This is a genomic window from Pseudomonas sp. R84 (assembly GCF_009834515.1).
In the GTDB taxonomy this organism is placed as follows: domain Bacteria; phylum Pseudomonadota; class Gammaproteobacteria; order Pseudomonadales; family Pseudomonadaceae; genus Aquipseudomonas.
Window position 1 is genome coordinate 5,861,707 of the sequence record NZ_CP019426.1, and the last position, 16,977, is coordinate 5,878,683.

Here is a 16,977-nt window from a genome sequence, read left to right on the forward strand (position 1 = left end):
GAGGCCACTTTGGACAAGATCCTGATACGTGGGGCCCGTACCCACAACCTGAAGAACATCGACCTGACCCTGCCACGGGACAAGCTGATCGTCATCACCGGCCTGTCCGGATCCGGCAAGTCGTCCCTGGCCTTCGACACACTGTACGCCGAAGGTCAGCGCCGCTATGTCGAATCGCTGTCGGCCTACGCCCGCCAGTTCCTGTCGATGATGGAAAAACCCGACGTCGACACCATCGAAGGCCTGTCGCCGGCGATCTCCATCGAACAGAAGTCGACCTCGCACAACCCGCGCTCCACGGTCGGCACCATCACCGAAATCTACGACTACCTGCGTCTGCTCTACGCCCGCGTGGGCACGCCGCGCTGCCCGGATCACGACATTCCGCTGGAAGCACAAACGGTCAGTCAGATGGTTGACCTGGTGCTGGCGCAACCGGAAGGCAGCAAACTGATGCTGCTGGCGCCGGTGATCCGCGAGCGTAAAGGTGAACACCTTTCGGTCTTCGAAGAGCTGCGCGCACAAGGTTTCGTTCGCGCCCGGGTCAACGGCCGCATCTGTGAGCTCGACGAACTGCCGAAACTGGATAAACAGAAGAAGCATTCGATTGACGTGATCGTCGACCGTTTCAAGGTACGCGCCGATCTGCAGCAACGCCTGGCCGAGTCTTTCGAGACTGCGCTGAAACTGGCGGACGGCATTGCACTGGTCGCGCCGATGGACGATGAGCCGGGTGAAGAGATGATCTTCTCCGCGCGCTTTGCCTGCCCGATCTGCGGCCACGCCATCAGCGAACTTGAGCCGAAGCTGTTCTCCTTCAACAACCCGGCTGGCGCTTGCCCGACCTGTGATGGCCTGGGCGTGAAGCAGTTCTTCGACATCAAACGGCTGGTCAACGGCGACCTGACCTTGGCCGAGGGTGCGATTCGCGGCTGGGACCGGCGCAACGTCTATTACTTCCAGATGCTCGGCTCACTGGCCTCACACTACGGTTTCAGCCTCGAAGTACCGTTCAACGAACTGCCGGCCGATCAGCAGAAATTCATCCTGCATGGCAGCGGCTCGCAAAACGTCGACTTCAAATACCTCAACGACCGTGGCGATATCGTCAAACGCTCTCACCCGTTCGAAGGCATCGTGCCCAACCTTGAGCGTCGCTACCGCGAGACCGAGTCGGCGAGCGTTCGTGAAGAGCTGGCCAAGTTCCTCAGCACTCAGTCCTGCCCGGATTGCCGTGGCACTCGCCTGCGTCGTGAAGCGCGGCACGTATGGGTTGGCGAGAAGACATTGCCGGCAGTGACCAATCTGCCTATCGGCGATGCTTGCGAATACTTCGGCCAGTTGAAGATGACCGGCCGCCGTGGCGAGATCGCGGACAAGATTCTCAAGGAAATCCGTGAGCGTCTGCAGTTCCTCGTCAACGTCGGTCTCGATTATCTGTCGCTGGATCGCAGCGCTGACACCCTTTCCGGTGGTGAAGCACAACGTATTCGTCTGGCCAGCCAGATCGGTGCTGGCCTGGTGGGTGTTTTGTACATCCTCGACGAACCGTCCATTGGTTTGCACCAGCGTGACAATGATCGACTGCTCGGCACGCTCAAGCACCTGCGCGACATCGGTAACACGGTAATCGTGGTCGAGCACGACGAAGATGCGATTCGCTTGGCTGACTATGTCGTCGATATCGGCCCGGGCGCCGGGGTGCACGGCGGGCAGATCGTTGCCGAAGGCACGCCGGCCGAAGTCATGGCGCATCCGGACTCCCTGACGGGTAAATACCTTTCAGGCCGGGTGAAGATTGAAGTGCCGGCCAAACGTACACCGCGCAACAAGAAGCTAAATCTGTCGCTCAAAGGGGCGCGCGGTAACAACCTGCGTAATGTCGATCTGGATATCCCGATCGGTCTGCTGACGTGCGTCACCGGCGTGTCCGGTTCGGGCAAATCGACACTGATCAACAACACGCTTTTCCCGCTCAGCGCCACGGCGCTCAACGGCGCGACGACCCTGGAAGCGGCAGCGCACGACAGCATCAAAGGCCTGGAGCATCTCGACAAAGTCGTCGATATCGACCAGAGCCCGATTGGCCGTACACCGCGCTCTAACCCAGCGACGTATACCGGGCTGTTTACGCCGATCCGTGAACTTTTCGCCGGTGTGCCCGAGTCACGCTCCCGTGGTTACGGCCCCGGGCGTTTCTCCTTCAACGTCAAGGGCGGTCGCTGCGAAGCTTGTCAGGGCGATGGCCTGATCAAGGTTGAGATGCACTTCCTGCCGGACATCTACGTGCCGTGCGACGTGTGCAAGAGCAAGCGCTACAACCGCGAAACCCTTGAGATCAAATACAAGGGCAAGAGCATCCACGAAACCCTCGAAATGACCATCGAGGAAGCCAGGGAGTTCTTCGATGCGGTGCCGGCGCTGGCGCGCAAGCTGCAGACGTTGATGGATGTCGGTCTGTCGTACATCAAGCTCGGACAGTCGGCGACGACGCTGTCAGGCGGTGAGGCGCAGCGGGTCAAGCTGTCTCGCGAACTGTCCAAGCGTGACACCGGCAAGACCCTGTACATCCTCGATGAGCCGACCACCGGTCTGCACTTCGCGGATATCCAGCAGTTGCTCGATGTGTTGCATCGACTGCGCGACCACGGCAACACCGTGGTGGTGATCGAACACAACCTCGACGTGATCAAGACTGCCGACTGGCTGGTGGACCTGGGGCCGGAGGGCGGCTCCAAAGGTGGGCAGATCATTGCCACCGGCACGCCGGAAGATGTGGCCGAGATGAAGCAATCTCACACCGGCCATTACCTCAAGCCGTTGTTGATCCGTGATCGGGCTTAAACGCCGGGCATGAAAAAGCCCCTGTCACTTCATCAGTGACAGGGGCTTTTTGGTATCGATTGCAATCAGGAAGTGTGGGATTGCAGATAGTTCTCGAGACCGATCAGTTTGATCAGGCCCAACTGCTTTTCCAGCCAGTAGGTGTGATCTTCTTCGGTATCGTTGAGCTGAACGCGCAGGATCTCGCGGCTGACATAGTCTTTGTGCTGCTCGCACAGCTCGATGCCTTTGCACAGTGCGGCGCGTACTTTGTACTCAAGGCGCAGATCGGCTTCGAGCATCTCCGGCACAGTGGTGCCGACATCCAGATCATCCGGACGCATGCGCGGCGTGCCTTCGAGCATCAGAATCCGGCGCATCAACGCATCAGCGTGACCTGCCTCTTCTTCCATCTCGTGGTTGATTCGCTCGTAGAGCTTGGTGAACCCCCAGTCCTCATACATCCGCGAATGAACGAAATATTGATCACGCGCGGCCAGTTCGCCGGTCAGCAACGTGTTGAGGTAATCGATTACGTCTGGGTGGCCTTGCATCGCCCTACATCTCCCTACTTGAAAGTCTGTAGTTTGAACCAACCTGACTGGAAGGTCACCCGTTACGCGCAATAAAAGCGAAGATATTCTGAGAAAAGCAGCCTAAATAACGCAAAAACCGCCCAAATGAGGGCGGTTCTGCTTCTCGTTTAGACTTCGTTAAGCTGTACGTTGAGCAGCTTTGCGATTGCTTCTCCATACGCCGGGTCGGCTTTGTAGAAATGCTGCAGCTGACGATCGACCACATCACTGGAAACGCCCGACATGGCACCAGCGATATTGCTGACCAGCAATGCTCTCTGCTCGTCGCTCATCAGTCGGAACAGCGCACCGGCGTGGCTGTAGTAATCGGTATCCTCGCGGTGATCGTAGCGATCTGCAGCACCGCTCAAGGCCAGTGCAGGTTCAGCGTAACGCGGAGCTTGTTTCGGCGCTTCGGTATAGCTGTTCGGTTCGTAGTTAGGCGCGGCACCACCGTTGCTGCCGAACGCCATCGAGCCGTCGCGCTGGTAAGTGTTCACCGGGCTACGTGGCGCGTTCACTGGCAACTGCTGGTGATTGGTACCCACGCGATAGCGGTGAGCATCGGCATAGGCGAACACGCGACCTTGCAGCATGCGGTCTGGCGAGAGACCAACGCCTGGGACCATATTGCTCGGGCCGAACGCGGCCTGCTCGACTTCAGCGAAGTAGTTCAGCGGGTTGCGGTTTAGCTCCAGCTCACCGACTTCGATCAGCGGGAACTCCTTCTGCGACCAGGTCTTGGTCACGTCGAACGGGTTCTCGTAATGCGCCGCGGCCTGGGCCTCAGTCATGATCTGGATGCACACGCGCCATTTCGGGAACTCACCGCGCTCGATTGCTTCGAACAGATCTCGCTGGGCGTAATCCGGATCGGTGCCGGCCAACCGAGCTGCATCGGCCGGCGCCAGATTCTTGATGCCCTGCTTGGTCTTGTAGTGCCATTTGACCCAGTGACGCTCACCTTTAGCGCTGATCAGGCTGTAGGTGTGGCTGCCGAAGCCGTGCATGTGACGGTAGCCGTCAGGAATGCCGCGGTCAGAAAACAGGATGGTGACCTGATGCAGCGCCTCAGGTGAATGTGACCAGAAGTCCCACATCATCTGCGCGCTTTTCAGGTTGCTTTGCGGCAAGCGTTTTTGCGTGTGGATGAAGTCAGGAAATTTAAGTGGATCACGGATGAAGAATACGGGCGTGTTGTTGCCAACAATGTCCCAGTTGCCTTCTTCGGTGTAGAACTTCAACGCGAAACCGCGTGGATCGCGCTCGGTATCTGCCGAACCACGTTCTCCACCCACTGTAGAAAAGCGCAGGAACGTCGGTGTTTGCTTGCCAACAGATTCAAACAATTTGGCGTTGGTGTACTCGGTAATGTCACGAGTCACAGTAAACGTACCGTAAGCACCCGAGCCTTTGGCGTGGACACGACGCTCAGGGATGTTTTCACGATTGAAGTGCGCAAGCTTCTCGATCAGGTGAAAATCGTCGAGCAGCAGTGGGCCACGCGGGCCGGCGGAGCGAGAATTCTGGTTATCAGCGACAGGTGCGCCACTGGCGGTCGTAAGCGTTTTGATCTGGCTCATACGGTCTTCTTCCTCTGTCAGTCTTGAAACTGCCGGCTAATCGGCTTGCTGGGAAGTATCGATCATCTATGTGACAGCTACAAATTCATTAACTTGCAGACATCGATAGATAATTACTAATTATGTTTCCCAGCCCATAGTGACAAGAGAGACATGTCAGAAGCTTGTATGAACAGCGCATTTTCTTGCAGGCACAAAAAACCGGGCACTAGGCCCGGTTCTTTGTTTCAGACTGACGTCTTACTCGGCGGATACAGCTTCGCCAGCAGTAGCACGATCAACCAACTCGACGTACGCCATAGGTGCGTTGTCGCCAGTGCGGAAACCGCACTTGAGGATGCGCAGGTAGCCACCCTCACGGGTAGCGTAACGCTTGCCCAGGTCGTTGAAGAGCTTACCAACGATAGCTTTCGAACGAGTACGGTCGAAAGCCAGACGGCGGTTAGCCAGGCTGTCTGTCTTGGCCAGAGTGATCAGCGGCTCAGCAACGCGACGCAGTTCTTTGGCTTTTGGCAGAGTAGTTTTGATCAGCTCGTGCTCGAACAGCGACACCGCCATGTTTTGAAACATGGCCTTGCGGTGCGAGCTGGTGCGGCTCAGGTGACGACCACTTTTACGATGACGCATGGTTCATTCCTTACCAAACACTACGTTCGGTGATTACGACGATCAGGCAGTCGCCTTGTCGTCCTTCTTAAGACTTGCAGGCGGCCAGTTGTCGAGGCGCATGCCGAGGGACAGACCGCGGGAGGCCAGAACGTCCTTGATTTCAGTCAAGGATTTCTTGCCCAGGTTCGGAGTCTTCAACAGCTCCACTTCGGTGCGCTGAATCAGGTCACCGATGTAGTAGATGTTTTCCGCCTTAAGGCAGTTAGCCGAACGTACAGTCAGTTCCAGATCGTCAACCGGGCGAAGCAGGATCGGATCGATCTCGTCTTCCTGCTCGACAACCACTGGCTCACTGTCACCTTTGAGGTCGACGAACGCAGCCAACTGCTGTTGCAGAATGGTTGCAGCGCGGCGGATAGCCTCTTCAGGATCCAGAGTACCGTTGGTTTCCAGATCAATAACCAGCTTGTCCAGGTTAGTACGCTGCTCGACACGGGCGTTTTCCACCACGTATGCGATACGGCGAACCGGGCTGAACGAAGAGTCAAGCTGCAAGCGACCGATGCTGCGGCTTTCGTCTTCATCGCTCTGACGCGAGTCTGCTGGTTCATAACCACGACCACGAGCTACGGTGAGCTTCATGTTCAGGGCGCCGTTAGACGCCAGGTTAGCGATTACGTGATCGGGGTTAACGATCTCGACATCATGATCCAGCTGAATATCGGCAGCGGTAACCACCCCCGAACCCTTCTTCGACAAGGTCAGCGTAACTTCGTCACGACCGTGCAGCTTGATGGCCAGACCTTTAAGGTTCAACAGGATTTCAATTACGTCTTCCTGTACACCTTCGATGGCGCTGTACTCGTGGAGCACACCGTCAATCTCGGCCTCGACTACTGCGCAGCCGGGCATTGAGGACAACAGGATGCGTCGCAGCGCGTTGCCCAGGGTGTGGCCAAAACCACGCTCGAGAGGCTCGAGTGTGATCTTGGCGCGGGTTGGACTGACAACCTGCACATCAATATGGCGGGGTGTCAGGAACTCATTTACCGAAATCTGCATGGATGCACCTATTTTCTAGCCCTTACTTGGAGTAGAGCTCGACAATCAGGCTTTCGTTGATGTCGGCGGACAGATCACTGCGAGCAGGAACGTTCTTGAAAACGCCCGACTTCTTCTCAGTGTCTACTTCTACCCATTCTACGCGGCCACGTTGGGCACACAGATCGAGAGCTTGGACAATGCGAAGTTGGTTTTTTGCTTTCTCGCGAACTGCAACCACGTCACCAGCACGAACCTGATACGACGGAACGTTTACGGTCTGACCGTTAACGCTGATCGACTTGTGCGATACCAGTTGACGGGATTCGGCACGAGTCGAACCAAAGCCCATACGATATACAACGTTGTCCAGACGGCATTCGAGCAGTTGCAGCAGGTTTTCACCGGTTGCACCTTTCTTGCCAGCAGCTTCTTTGTAGTAGCCGCTGAACTGACGCTCGAGAACGCCGTAGATACGACGGACCTTCTGCTTTTCACGCAGTTGGGTGCCGTAGTCGGACTGGCGACCGCGGCGTTGGCCGTGGATACCAGGTGCTGCTTCAATGTTGCACTTCGATTCGATCGCGCGCACGCCGCTCTTCAGGAAGAGATCGGTGCCTTCGCGACGAGCGAGTTTGCATTTTGGACCAATGTAACGAGCCATTCTTTACAATCTCCTGGATTACACGCGGCGCTTCTTCGGCGGACGGCACCCGTTGTGCGGGATTGGCGTCACGTCGGTGATGCTGGCGATCTTGTAGCCACAGCCGTTCAAAGCGCGGACTGCGGATTCACGACCTGGACCTGGACCTTTGACGTTGACGTCGAGGTTTTTCAGGCCATATTCCAGCGCAGCTTGACCAGCACGTTCAGCAGCTACTTGAGCAGCAAACGGGGTGGACTTGCGGGAACCGCGGAAACCCGAACCACCAGAGGTAGCCCAAGAAAGCGCGTTACCTTGACGGTCGGTGATGGTCACGATTGTGTTGTTAAAAGAAGCATGGATGTGGGCGATGCCATCAACCACTGTCTTTTTAACTTTTTTACGAGGACGAGCAGCAGGTTTTGCCATGATTAATTTCCTGTCGATTCGCGTGGGCGATTACTTGCGGATCGGCTTACGCGGACCTTTACGGGTACGCGCGTTAGTCTTGGTACGCTGACCGCGTACTGGAAGACCACGACGATGACGCAGACCACGGTAGCAACCGAGGTCCATCAAACGCTTGATTTTCATGTTGATTTCGCGACGCAGGTCACCTTCAGTGGTGAACTTCGCCACTTCGCCACGCAATTGCTCAATCTGCTCGTCGCTCAGATCTTTGATCTTTGCGGCTGGGTTTACCCCAGTCTCTGCGCAAATTTTCTGCGCAGTAGTGCGACCGACACCATAGATGTAGGTCAGCGAGATAACAGTGTGCTTGTTATCTGGAATGTTAACGCCTGCAATACGGGCCATTCAGTGGGACTCCAATTGACAGCTACCTACGCCCCGGAAGCCAAGAAATAGGGCGCGAGATAATATCGCTGTAATAACAAATAATCAACCCGGCAGCGCACTAGCTGCCGGGCTTCAAGCGGATCACACTCAGCCTTGGCGCTGTTTGTGACGCGGTTCCGCGCTGCAAATTACTCGAACAACACCTTCGCGGCGAATAATCTTGCAGTTACGGCACAGCTTTTTCACCGATGCACGAACTTTCATCACCAACTCCTCGAACCTTATGGGTACTCAGCGCAACATGCCGCTGCCGTAACCCTTCAGGTTGGCTTTCTTCATCAGGGATTCGTACTGGTGCGAAACGAGGTGCGATTGTACTTGGGACATGAAGTCCATCACAACCACGACCACGATCAGCAACGAGGTCCCGCCAAGGTAGAACGGAACGTTTGCTGCAACCACCAGGAACTGGGGCAACAGGCACACGGCCGTCATGTAAAGAGCACCGAACATGGTCAAGCGAGTCAGAACGCCATCAATGTAGCGCGCAGACTGCTCACCTGGACGGATGCCCGGAATAAAGGCACCGGACTTCTTCAGGTTTTCCGCTACGTCTTTCGGATTGAACATCAACGCCGTATAGAAGAAGCAGAAGAAAATAATCCCTGCACTAAACAGCAGAATATTCAACGGCTGACCAGGAGCGATCGACTGCGAGATGTCCTGCAACCAGCCCATACCTTCAGACTGACCAAACCAGGCACCCAGCGAAGCCGGGAACAGCAAAATGCTGCTCGCGAAAATAGCCGGAATAACACCAGCCATGTTCACTTTCAGCGGCAAGTGGCTTGTCTGCGCAGCAAAAACCTTGCGGCCCTGCTGACGCTTGGCGTAGTGAACAGCGATACGACGCTGACCACGCTCAATGAACACCACAAAACCGATAATCGCTACTGCCAGCAAACCGATGGCAACCAGGGCGAAGATGTTGATATCACCCTGACGCGCAGACTCGAAAGACTGCCCGATTGCTCTCGGAAGACCGGCGACGATACCCGAAAAAATCAACATCGAGATACCGTTACCTACACCACGCTCAGTAATCTGCTCACCTAGCCACATCATGAACATCGCACCAGCCACAAAAGTGGATACCGCGACGAAATGGAAGCCAAAGTCACCAGTGAACGCAACGCCCTGCCCCGCCAGACCAATGGACATGCCAATAGCCTGAACAAGAGCGAGGACGACGGTGCCGTAGCGGGTGTACTGGCTGATCTTGCGACGGCCAGCTTCACCTTCCTTCTTCAACTGCTCCAGCTGCGGGCTGACGGCGGTCATCAGTTGCATGATGATCGAAGCCGAAATGTACGGCATGATCCCCAGTGCAAAGATGCTCATCCGTTCCAGCGCGCCGCCGGAGAACATGTTGAACAAGCTAAGAATGGTCCCCTCATTCTGTCGAAACAGGTCTGCGAGTCGGTCCGGGTTGATACCTGGAACCGGGATGTGTGCGCCTATTCGGTAGACGATAATCGCCAGGAACAGAAAACGCAGACGAGCCCAGAGTTCAGACATACCGCCTTTGCCGAGCGCAGAGAGAGCACCTTGCTTAGCCATTTATTCCTCGAACTTGCCGCCAGCTGCTTCGATAGCCGCACGCGCACCTTTGGTGGCGCCGATTCCCTTGCCGATAGTGACAGCGCGAGTCACTTCACCGGACAGCATGATTTTCACACGCTGTACGTTGACGTTGATCACGTTGGCATCTTTCAGGGACTGCACGGTGACGATGTCGCCTTCCACTTTAGCCAGCTCGGACAAACGCACTTCTGCGCGATCCATGGCTTTCAGGGAAACGAAACCGAACTTCGGCAGGCGACGATGCAGCGGCTGTTGACCGCCTTCAAAGCCTGGAGCGATGGTGCCACCGGAGCGGGAGGTCTGACCTTTGTGGCCACGGCCACCAGTCTTACCCAAACCGCTACCGATACCACGGCCCGGACGATGCTTTTCACGACGGGAACCCGGCGCTGGACTCAGATCATTGAGTTTCATCGATTAACCCTCGACACGCAGCATGTAGTAAGCCTTGTTGATCATCCCGCGATTCTCGGGAGTATCCTGGACTTCTACAGTGTGACCGATGCGACGCAGACCCAGACCCTTAACGCACAGTTTGTGGTTAGGGATGCGGCCGGTCATGCTTTTGATCAGCGTTACTTTTACGGTAGCCATGATCAGAAGATCTCCTTGACGCTTTTGCCACGCTTGGCGGCAATGGATTCAGGAGACTGCATAGCCTTCAAACCTTTGAAAGTGGCGTGAACCACGTTTACCGGGTTAGTCGAGCCGTAGCACTTGGCCAGAACGTTCTGAACGCCAGCAACTTCGAGGACAGCACGCATAGCGCCGCCAGCGATGATACCGGTACCTTCAGAAGCAGGCTGCATGTACACCTTCGAAGCGCCGTGAGCGGACTTCATTGCGTACTGCAGAGTGGTGCCGTTCAGATCAACTTGGATCATGTTGCGGCGAGCAGCTTCCATTGCCTTCTGGATCGCAGCAGGCACTTCACGCGACTTGCCACGGCCGAAGCCAACACGCCCTTTACCATCACCAACCACGGTCAACGCAGTGAAAGTGAAGATACGGCCGCCTTTAACGGTTTTGGCTACGCGGTTAACTTGAACCAGCTTCTCAATGTAGCCTTCGTCGCGCTTTTGGTCGTTATTTGACATAACTTAGAACTCCAGCCCAGCTTCACGAGCAGCATCAGCCAGCGCTTTAACGCGGCCGTGGTACTTGAAGCCAGAGCGGTCGAAAGCCACTTGCGAGACGCCAGCGGCCTTAGCACGCGTAGCGACCAGCTGGCCAACCTTTGTGGCCGCGTCGATGTTGCCAGTGGCGCCATCACGCAGTTCTTTATCCAAAGTCGAGGCGCTTGCCAGGACTTTGTTGCCGTCGGCCGAGATGACCTGGGCGTAGATGTGCTGCGACGAGCGGAACACGCAGAGACGCACGACTTCGAGTTCGTGCATTTTCAGGCGTGCTTTGCGAGCGCGACGCAGTCGAGTAACTTTTTTGTCGGTCATTTGCTATGCCCTACTTCTTCTTGGCTTCTTTACGACGGACGACTTCGTCCGCGTAGCGCACACCTTTGCCTTTGTACGGCTCTGGTGGACGGAAGTCGCGGATCTCAGCGGCCACTTGACCTACCAGCTGCTTATCGATGCCCTTGATCAGGATATCGGTCTGGCTAGGAGTCTCAGCGGTGATGCCTTCCGGCAGTTCGTAATCCACTGGGTGCGAGAAGCCAAGGGCCAGGTTCAGAACCGTGCCTTTTGCTTGCGCCTTGTAACCAACACCGACCAGCTGGAGCTTGCGCTCGAAGCCTTGGCTTACGCCTTGGACCATGTTGTTTACCAACGCACGCGTGGTACCGGCCATTGCGCGAGTTTGTTGATCGCCATTGCGAGCAGCGAAACGCAGCTCACCAGCTTCTTCAACGATCTCAACGGACGAATGGATGTTCAGTTCAAGAGTGCCCTTGGCACCCTTCACCGAAAGCTGTTGGCCTGCGAATTTTACTTCGACACCGGCTGGCAGCTTAACGGGGTTCTTAGCGACGCGAGACATGCTTATCCCCCCTTAGAACACAGTGCAAAGAACTTCGCCGCCGACACCGGCAGCGCGCGCAGCACGATCCGTCATCACACCTTTGTTGGTGGAGACGATAGACACGCCAAGACCGCCACGAACTTTCGGCAGATCTTCAACGGACTTGTACTGACGCAGGCCTGGACGACTAACGCGCTTCACTTCTTCGATAACCGGACGGCCTTCGAAGTACTTCAGCTCGATGGACAACGACGGCTTAGCGTCGGTGGTGATCTGAAAATCCGCGATGTAACCTTCGTCCTTCAGGACTTTTGCTACAGCCACCTTCAGCGTGGAAGACGGCATGCTTACGACAGACTTTTCAGCCATCTGGGCATTACGGATTCGAGTTAGCATGTCCGCTAACGGGTCCTGCATACTCATGGGCTAGACGCTCCTAATACAGAAAAATTAGCCTTGCGGCTACTACTTGTCGCCGAGAACTTCCGGGTATGAAAAACACGGGCTCAGGCGAGCCGGTCATTCTAGACACACCCCAGAAATGAATCAAGCCCCAAAAGGGGCTTGATTCAGATTCAAGGCCACCGATGGTCAGGTTCTTGCGAACCCGAACATCGAGACTTTGACAGCAATTACCAGCTGGCTTTAACCAGACCTGGTACGTCACCACGCATTGCAGCTTCACGCAGCTTGTTACGGCCAAGGCCGAACTTGCGGTAAACGCCGTGCGGACGACCAGTCAGGCGGCAACGGTTACGCATGCGCGCAGCGCTTGCGTCACGTGGTTGCTTCTGCAGTGCTACGGTAGCTTCCCAACGCGCTTCTGGACTTGCGTTCAGATCGACGATGATAGCTTTCAGCGCTGCACGCTTGGTGGCGTACTTGGCAACAGTGAGCTGACGCTTCAGCTCACGGTTTTTCATGCTCTTCTTGGCCATTTTCCTACTCCAATCAGTTGCGGAACGGGAATTTGAAAGCACGCAGCAGAGCGCGGCCTTCATCATCGTTCTTGGCAGTGGTGGTCAGGGTAATGTCCAGACCGCGGAGAGCATCGATCTTGTCGTAGTCGATTTCCGGGAAAATGATCTGCTCTTTCACGCCCATGCTGTAGTTACCACGACCATCGAAGGACTTGGCATTCAGGCCGCGGAAGTCGCGAACCCGAGGCAGGGAGATCGACAGCAGACGATCCAGGAACTCATACATACGCTCACGGCGCAGAGTCACCTTGACGCCGATCGGCCATCCTTCACGGACTTTAAAGCCAGCGATGGATTTACGAGCGTAGGTCACAACGACTTTTTGGCCGGTGATCTTTTCCAGGTCAGCAACAGCATGCTCGATGACTTTCTTGTCACCAACAGCTTCGCCCAGACCCATGTTCAGGGTGATCTTTGTAACGCGTGGAACTTCCATCACGTTCGAAAGCTTAAGTTCTTCCTTAAGCTTCGGTGCGATTTCCTTCCAGTAAATCTCTTTTAGTCGTGCCATGGTCTTCTACCTAGCAGTGTTCAAGCATCAACCGCTTTTTGGGTCGACTTGAAGACACGAATTTTCTTGCCGTCTTCTACTTTGAAACCAACGCGGTCAGCCTTGTTGGTTTCGCCGTTGAAAATGGCGACGTTAGAAGCGTCCAGTGGAGCTTCTTTTTCGACGATACCGCCTTGTACGCCCGACATCGGGTTAGGCTTGGTATGACGCTTGACCAGGTTCAGACCACCAATAACCAGACGGTTATTAGCAAGAACCTTAAGCACCTTACCGCGCTTACCTTTGTCTTTGCCGGCGATCACGATGATCTCGTCGTCACGACGAATCTTTTGCATGTCGGATCTCCTTACAGCACTTCTGGGGCGAGCGAGACGATCTTCATGAACTTCTCAGTACGAAGTTCACGGGTCACTGGCCCAAAGATACGGGTGCCGATCGGCTCTTGCTTGTTGTTCAGAAGAACAGCAGCGTTGCCATCAAAGCGGATAATGGAGCCATCAGCACGACGTACGCCGTGACGAGTGCGGACTACAACAGCAGTCATCACTTGGCCTTTTTTCACTTTACCGCGAGGAATTGCTTCCTTCACGGTAACTTTGATGATGTCACCGATACCAGCGTAACGACGATGGGAGCCACCCAGCACCTTGATGCACATAACGCGGCGAGCGCCGCTGTTATCGGCCACATCGAGCATGGATTGAGTCTGAATCATATAATTTCTCCGACCCCTAGTCCTTAGACTTCCACAGCGCGTTCGAGAACATCAACCAGCGCCCAAGACTTGGTCTTGGCCAAAGGACGAGTTTCACGAATAGTGACTTTGTCGCCGATGTGGCACTGATTGGTTTCGTCGTGCGCGTGCAGCTTAGTCGAACGCTTAACGTATTTACCGTAGATCGGGTGCTTAACGCGACGCTCGATCAGTACGGTGATGGTTTTGTCCATCTTGTCGCTGACAACACGGCCAGTCAGCGTACGGACAGTTTTTTCGGCTTCAGCCATGATTACTTACCTGCCTGCTGGTTGAGCACAGTCTTCACGCGAGCGATGTCACGCTTAACTTGCGAGAGCAGATGAGACTGCCCCAACTGGCCAGTTGCTTTCTGCATACGCAGATTGAACTGGTCGCGCAGCAAGCCGAGCAGTTGCTCGTTCAGCTGCTGTGCGGATTTTTCACGAAGTTCATTCGCTTTCATCACATCACCGTCCGTTTAACAAAGGCGGTGGCGAGCGGCAGCTTTGCAGCAGCCAGGGCAAAAGCCTCACGCGCCAGCTCTTCAGAAACACCCTCGATTTCATACAGGACTTTGCCTGGCTGAATCTGGGCAACCCAGTACTCCACACTACCCTTACCTTTACCCATCCGAACTTCGAGTGGCTTCTTGGAAATAGGCTTGTCCGGGAATACACGGATCCAGATCTTGCCGCCACGTTTAACGTGACGGGTCAGAGCACGACGCGCTGACTCGATCTGACGAGCGGTGAGACGACCACGAGCTACAGACTTCAGCGCGAACTCGCCGAAGCTGACTTTGCTACCGCGCTGAGCCAGACCACGGTTGTGGCCTGTCATCTGCTTGCGGAACTTCGTACGCTTAGGTTGCAACATTTGGCGTACCCCTTACTTAGCAGCTTTTTTACGAGGCGCTGGTGCTTGTGGTTTCAGCTCTTCTTGGCGACCACCAATTACTTCGCCTTTGAAGATCCAAACCTTTACACCGATCACACCGTAAGTGGTGTGAGCTTCGTAGTTGGCATAGTCGATGTCGGCACGCAGGGTGTGCAATGGCACACGACCTTCGCGATACCATTCAGTACGTGCGATTTCAGCACCGCCGAGACGACCGCTCACTTGGATTTTGATGCCTTTGGCACCAATGCGCATGGCGTTCTGAACGGCGCGCTTCATAGCGCGACGGAACATTACACGACGCTCCAGCTGCTGAGCTACGCTCTGCGCAACCAGCATACCGTCGAGCTCCGGCTTGCGGATCTCTTCGATATTGATGTGCACAGGCACACCCATTTGCTTGGTCAGGTCCTGACGCAGTTTCTCAACATCTTCACCTTTCTTCCCGATAACGATGCCCGGACGAGCGGTGTGGATGGTGATACGTGCAGTTTGGGCCGGACGATGGATATCGATACGGCTTACGGACGCGCTTTTTAGTTTGTCTTGGAGATACTCACGCACTTTCAGATCTGCGAACAAATAGTCCGCATAAGTCCGACCGTCTGCGTACCAGACGGAGGTGTGCTCCTTGACGATTCCCAGGCGAATGCCAATGGGATGTACTTTCTGACCCATCTCTTCGACTCCGTTACTTGTCAGCAACCTTGACAGTGATATGGCAAGACCGCTTGACGATGCGATCAGCACGGCCTTTGGCACGTGGCATGATGCGCTTCAGCGAACGCCCTTCGTTGACGAAAACGGTGCTGACTTTAAGGTCATCAACGTCTGCGCCTTCGTTATGCTCGGCGTTGGCTACGGCCGACTCCAGCACTTTCTTCATGATCTCGGCGGCTTTCTTACTGCTGAAAGCCAACAAGTTGAGCGCTTCGCCCACCTTCTTCCCGCGGATCTGGTCGGCGACCAAGCGGGCTTTCTGGGCGGAGATTCGAGCGCCCGACAACTTAGCGGCTACTTCCATTTCCTAACCCCTTAACGCTTGGCTTTCTTGTCAGCCACGTGCCCACGATATGTGCGGGTACCGGCGAACTCGCCCAGTTTATGGCCGACCATGTCTTCGTTCACGAGAACTGGGACGTGCTGACGACCGTTATGTACGGCGATGGTCAGACCGACCATCTGTGGCAGGATCATCGAACGACGCGACCAAGTCTTAATTGGTTTGCGATCGTTCTTTTCCGCCGCCACTTCGATCTTCTTCAGTAGGTGAAGATCAATAAAAGGACCTTTTTTCAGAGAACGTGGCACTGTCGTATCCCTCTATTTACTTGCGACGACGGACGATCATTTTGTCGGTACGCTTATTACCACGAGTCTTCGCGCCCTTAGTCGGGAAGCCCCATGGCGATACCGGATGACGACCACCAGAGGTACGACCTTCACCACCACCATGCGGGTGGTCAACCGGGTTCATGGCAACACCACGAACGGTTGGGCGAACGCCACGCCAGCGTTTGGCACCAGCTTTACCCAGCGAACGCAGGCTGTGCTCGGAGTTCGAGACTTCGCCCAGGGTCGCACGGCATTCAGCCAGGACTTTACGCATTTCACCGGAACGCAGACGCAGGGTAACGTACACGCCTTCACGAGCGATCAGCTGAGCCGAAGCACCAGCGGAACGAGCGATCTGTGCGCCTTTACCTGGCTTCAGTTCGATGCCGTGTACGGTAGAACCGACTGGAATATTGCGCAGTTGCAGAGCGTTGCCTGGCTTGATTGGAGCCAGAGCGCCCGCGATCAGCTGGTCACCAGCACTCACGCCTTTAGGGGCGATGATGTAGCGGCGCTCGCCGTCTGCGTAGCAGAGCAGTGCGATGTGAGCAGTACGGTTTGGATCGTATTCGATACGCTCGACAGTGGCGACGATGCCATCTTTGTCGTTGCGACGGAAATCGACCATACGATAATGCTGCTTATGACCACCACCGATGTGACGCGTGGTAATACGGCCATTGTTGTTACGACCACCAGTCTTCGATTTTTTCTCGAGCAGCGGTGCGTGAGGAGCGCCTTTATGCAGCTCCTGGTTGACCACCTTGACCACAAAACGGCGGCCAGGGGAAGTCGGTTTGCATTTAACGATTGCCATGATGCACC

27 protein-coding genes are annotated in these 16,977 nt (G+C 55.5%); 1 reads left to right on the plus strand and 26 read right to left on the minus strand.

The features are described from left to right. Positions 1-9: 9 nt before the first annotated feature. A complete protein-coding gene (gene uvrA / locus PspR84_RS25925; RefSeq protein WP_160059618.1) occupies positions 10-2,844 on the plus strand; it encodes an excinuclease ABC subunit UvrA in 2,835 nt (944 codons plus the stop codon). A gap of 65 nt (positions 2,845-2,909) precedes the next feature. Here the strand turns inward: uvrA and bfr are convergent, their stop codons facing one another. The 26 genes from bfr to rplB form a co-directional block, all read right to left on the minus strand. Further along, the gene (gene bfr, locus PspR84_RS25930; protein WP_007918444.1) at positions 2,910-3,377 is read right to left on the minus strand and encodes a bacterioferritin; all 468 of its coding nucleotides are present in this window, start codon (positions 3,375-3,377) and stop codon (positions 2,910-2,912) included. Between the two features lie 149 nt (positions 3,378-3,526). Continuing rightward, positions 3,527-4,981: a catalase gene (locus tag PspR84_RS25935; RefSeq protein WP_160059619.1), complete on the minus strand. Its 1,455-nt coding sequence runs from the start codon at positions 4,979-4,981 to the stop codon at positions 3,527-3,529. A 240-nt stretch (positions 4,982-5,221) separates the two neighbouring features. Then, complete coding sequence (gene rplQ, locus PspR84_RS25940) at positions 5,222-5,608, minus strand: 50S ribosomal protein L17 (protein ID WP_007918448.1); 387 nt, start codon at positions 5,606-5,608, stop codon at positions 5,222-5,224. Between the two features lie 42 nt (positions 5,609-5,650). Next, complete coding sequence (gene rpoA, locus PspR84_RS25945) at positions 5,651-6,652, minus strand: DNA-directed RNA polymerase subunit alpha (RefSeq protein WP_003186012.1); 1,002 nt, start codon at positions 6,650-6,652, stop codon at positions 5,651-5,653. Positions 6,653-6,674: 22 nt separating this feature from the next. Then, positions 6,675-7,295 (minus strand): 30S ribosomal protein S4, encoded by a 621-nt coding sequence (gene rpsD / locus PspR84_RS25950; RefSeq protein ID WP_003176404.1) that lies wholly within the window; start codon positions 7,293-7,295, stop codon positions 6,675-6,677. A gap of 18 nt (positions 7,296-7,313) precedes the next feature. Then, positions 7,314-7,703 carry a 30S ribosomal protein S11 gene (rpsK, locus tag PspR84_RS25955; RefSeq protein ID WP_002555466.1) on the minus strand — a complete coding sequence of 130 codons (390 nt, stop codon included), beginning with the start codon at positions 7,701-7,703 and terminating at the stop codon, positions 7,314-7,316. Positions 7,704-7,733: 30 nt separating this feature from the next. After that, complete coding sequence (rpsM, locus tag PspR84_RS25960) at positions 7,734-8,090, minus strand: 30S ribosomal protein S13 (protein ID WP_009045849.1); 357 nt, start codon at positions 8,088-8,090, stop codon at positions 7,734-7,736. 129 nt (positions 8,091-8,219) lie between these two features. Continuing rightward, a complete protein-coding gene (gene rpmJ / locus PspR84_RS25965) occupies positions 8,220-8,336 on the minus strand; it encodes a 50S ribosomal protein L36 (RefSeq protein ID WP_002555468.1) in 117 nt (38 codons plus the stop codon). 27 nt (positions 8,337-8,363) lie between these two features. Further along, positions 8,364-9,692, minus strand: a complete 1,329-nt coding sequence (secY, locus tag PspR84_RS25970; RefSeq protein ID WP_003228718.1) for a preprotein translocase subunit SecY — start codon at positions 9,690-9,692, stop codon at positions 8,364-8,366. Further along, positions 9,693-10,130: a 50S ribosomal protein L15 gene (gene rplO, locus PspR84_RS25975; protein ID WP_003228720.1), complete on the minus strand. Its 438-nt coding sequence runs from the start codon at positions 10,128-10,130 to the stop codon at positions 9,693-9,695. Positions 10,131-10,133: 3 nt separating this feature from the next. After that, the gene (rpmD, locus tag PspR84_RS25980) at positions 10,134-10,310 is read right to left on the minus strand and encodes a 50S ribosomal protein L30 (RefSeq protein ID WP_003176408.1); all 177 of its coding nucleotides are present in this window, start codon (positions 10,308-10,310) and stop codon (positions 10,134-10,136) included. Between the two features lie 2 nt (positions 10,311-10,312). Continuing rightward, entirely contained in the window at positions 10,313-10,813 is a 501-nt protein-coding gene (gene rpsE / locus PspR84_RS25985; protein ID WP_003186035.1) for a 30S ribosomal protein S5, read from the minus strand. Positions 10,814-10,816: 3 nt separating this feature from the next. Beyond that, positions 10,817-11,167, minus strand: a complete 351-nt coding sequence (gene rplR / locus PspR84_RS25990) for a 50S ribosomal protein L18 (RefSeq protein ID WP_003186037.1) — start codon at positions 11,165-11,167, stop codon at positions 10,817-10,819. 10 nt (positions 11,168-11,177) lie between these two features. Further along, positions 11,178-11,711, minus strand: coding sequence for a 50S ribosomal protein L6 (rplF, locus tag PspR84_RS25995; protein WP_003176412.1), 534 nt, complete (start codon positions 11,709-11,711; stop codon positions 11,178-11,180). Between the two features lie 12 nt (positions 11,712-11,723). Next, positions 11,724-12,116 (minus strand): 30S ribosomal protein S8, encoded by a 393-nt coding sequence (gene rpsH / locus PspR84_RS26000; RefSeq protein WP_007918458.1) that lies wholly within the window; start codon positions 12,114-12,116, stop codon positions 11,724-11,726. A gap of 209 nt (positions 12,117-12,325) precedes the next feature. Then, entirely contained in the window at positions 12,326-12,631 is a 306-nt protein-coding gene (rpsN, locus tag PspR84_RS26005; protein WP_007918460.1) for a 30S ribosomal protein S14, read from the minus strand. A 13-nt stretch (positions 12,632-12,644) separates the two neighbouring features. Then, positions 12,645-13,184, minus strand: coding sequence for a 50S ribosomal protein L5 (gene rplE, locus PspR84_RS26010; RefSeq protein ID WP_003176415.1), 540 nt, complete (start codon positions 13,182-13,184; stop codon positions 12,645-12,647). Between the two features lie 20 nt (positions 13,185-13,204). Then, entirely contained in the window at positions 13,205-13,519 is a 315-nt protein-coding gene (gene rplX / locus PspR84_RS26015; RefSeq protein WP_003176416.1) for a 50S ribosomal protein L24, read from the minus strand. An 11-nt stretch (positions 13,520-13,530) separates the two neighbouring features. Next, entirely contained in the window at positions 13,531-13,899 is a 369-nt protein-coding gene (gene rplN, locus PspR84_RS26020; protein ID WP_002555479.1) for a 50S ribosomal protein L14, read from the minus strand. Between the two features lie 23 nt (positions 13,900-13,922). Beyond that, the gene (rpsQ, locus tag PspR84_RS26025; protein WP_003176419.1) at positions 13,923-14,189 is read right to left on the minus strand and encodes a 30S ribosomal protein S17; all 267 of its coding nucleotides are present in this window, start codon (positions 14,187-14,189) and stop codon (positions 13,923-13,925) included. A gap of 2 nt (positions 14,190-14,191) precedes the next feature. Then, positions 14,192-14,383, minus strand: a complete 192-nt coding sequence (gene rpmC, locus PspR84_RS26030) for a 50S ribosomal protein L29 (protein WP_002555481.1) — start codon at positions 14,381-14,383, stop codon at positions 14,192-14,194. Then, positions 14,383-14,796, minus strand: a complete 414-nt coding sequence (gene rplP / locus PspR84_RS26035) for a 50S ribosomal protein L16 (RefSeq protein ID WP_007896757.1) — start codon at positions 14,794-14,796, stop codon at positions 14,383-14,385. The genes rpmC and rplP overlap by 1 nt, the downstream gene beginning before the upstream one ends. Positions 14,797-14,808: 12 nt before the next feature. Further along, entirely contained in the window at positions 14,809-15,495 is a 687-nt protein-coding gene (rpsC, locus tag PspR84_RS26040) for a 30S ribosomal protein S3 (protein WP_003176422.1), read from the minus strand. 13 nt (positions 15,496-15,508) lie between these two features. Next, positions 15,509-15,841, minus strand: a complete 333-nt coding sequence (rplV, locus tag PspR84_RS26045) for a 50S ribosomal protein L22 (RefSeq protein WP_003103908.1) — start codon at positions 15,839-15,841, stop codon at positions 15,509-15,511. A gap of 11 nt (positions 15,842-15,852) precedes the next feature. Beyond that, on the minus strand, positions 15,853-16,128 hold the full coding sequence (gene rpsS, locus PspR84_RS26050) for a 30S ribosomal protein S19 (RefSeq protein WP_003228731.1): 276 nt from the start codon (positions 16,126-16,128) through the stop codon (positions 15,853-15,855). Between the two features lie 16 nt (positions 16,129-16,144). Beyond that, the gene (rplB, locus tag PspR84_RS26055) at positions 16,145-16,969 is read right to left on the minus strand and encodes a 50S ribosomal protein L2 (protein ID WP_003228734.1); all 825 of its coding nucleotides are present in this window, start codon (positions 16,967-16,969) and stop codon (positions 16,145-16,147) included. Positions 16,970-16,977: the final 8 nt, after the last annotated feature.

Coding starts and splice junctions, on each gene's coding strand:
- rpsE (WP_003186035.1), bottom strand. CDS start 10,813: ATGTCAAATAACGACCAAAAGCGCGACGAAGGCTACATTGAGAAGCTG.
- rpsK (WP_002555466.1), bottom strand. CDS start 7,703: ATGGCAAAACCTGCTGCTCGTCCTCGTAAAAAAGTTAAAAAGACAGTG.
- rplX (WP_003176416.1), bottom strand. CDS start 13,519: ATGCAAAAGATTCGTCGTGACGACGAGATCATCGTGATCGCCGGCAAA.
- rpoA (WP_003186012.1), bottom strand. CDS start 6,652: ATGCAGATTTCGGTAAATGAGTTCCTGACACCCCGCCATATTGATGTG.
- rpsM (WP_009045849.1), bottom strand. CDS start 8,090: ATGGCCCGTATTGCAGGCGTTAACATTCCAGATAACAAGCACACTGTT.
- rplE (WP_003176415.1), bottom strand. CDS start 13,184: ATGGCACGACTAAAAGAGATTTACTGGAAGGAAATCGCACCGAAGCTT.
- PspR84_RS25935 (WP_160059619.1), bottom strand. CDS start 4,981: ATGAGCCAGATCAAAACGCTTACGACCGCCAGTGGCGCACCTGTCGCT.
- rpsC (WP_003176422.1), bottom strand. CDS start 15,495: ATGGGTCAGAAAGTACATCCCATTGGCATTCGCCTGGGAATCGTCAAG.
- bfr (WP_007918444.1), bottom strand. CDS start 3,377: ATGCAAGGCCACCCAGACGTAATCGATTACCTCAACACGTTGCTGACC.
- rpmJ (WP_002555468.1), bottom strand. CDS start 8,336: ATGAAAGTTCGTGCATCGGTGAAAAAGCTGTGCCGTAACTGCAAGATT.
- rpsH (WP_007918458.1), bottom strand. CDS start 12,116: ATGAGTATGCAGGACCCGTTAGCGGACATGCTAACTCGAATCCGTAAT.
- rplP (WP_007896757.1), bottom strand. CDS start 14,796: ATGTTGCAACCTAAGCGTACGAAGTTCCGCAAGCAGATGACAGGCCAC.
- rpsN (WP_007918460.1), bottom strand. CDS start 12,631: ATGGCCAAGAAGAGCATGAAAAACCGTGAGCTGAAGCGTCAGCTCACT.
- secY (WP_003228718.1), bottom strand. CDS start 9,692: ATGGCTAAGCAAGGTGCTCTCTCTGCGCTCGGCAAAGGCGGTATGTCT.
- rpsQ (WP_003176419.1), bottom strand. CDS start 14,189: ATGGCTGAAGCCGAAAAAACTGTCCGTACGCTGACTGGCCGTGTTGTC.
- rpmC (WP_002555481.1), bottom strand. CDS start 14,383: ATGAAAGCGAATGAACTTCGTGAAAAATCCGCACAGCAGCTGAACGAG.
- rplN (WP_002555479.1), bottom strand. CDS start 13,899: ATGATTCAGACTCAATCCATGCTCGATGTGGCCGATAACAGCGGCGCT.
- rplV (WP_003103908.1), bottom strand. CDS start 15,841: ATGGAAGTAGCCGCTAAGTTGTCGGGCGCTCGAATCTCCGCCCAGAAA.
- rplQ (WP_007918448.1), bottom strand. CDS start 5,608: ATGCGTCATCGTAAAAGTGGTCGTCACCTGAGCCGCACCAGCTCGCAC.
- rpsD (WP_003176404.1), bottom strand. CDS start 7,295: ATGGCTCGTTACATTGGTCCAAAATGCAAACTCGCTCGTCGCGAAGGC.
- rplR (WP_003186037.1), bottom strand. CDS start 11,167: ATGACCGACAAAAAAGTTACTCGACTGCGTCGCGCTCGCAAAGCACGC.
- rplF (WP_003176412.1), bottom strand. CDS start 11,711: ATGTCTCGCGTCGCTAAGAACCCCGTTAAGCTGCCAGCCGGTGTCGAA.
- rplB (WP_003228734.1), bottom strand. CDS start 16,969: ATGGCAATCGTTAAATGCAAACCGACTTCCCCTGGCCGCCGTTTTGTG.
- rplO (WP_003228720.1), bottom strand. CDS start 10,130: ATGAAACTCAATGATCTGAGTCCAGCGCCGGGTTCCCGTCGTGAAAAG.
- rpmD (WP_003176408.1), bottom strand. CDS start 10,310: ATGGCTACCGTAAAAGTAACGCTGATCAAAAGCATGACCGGCCGCATC.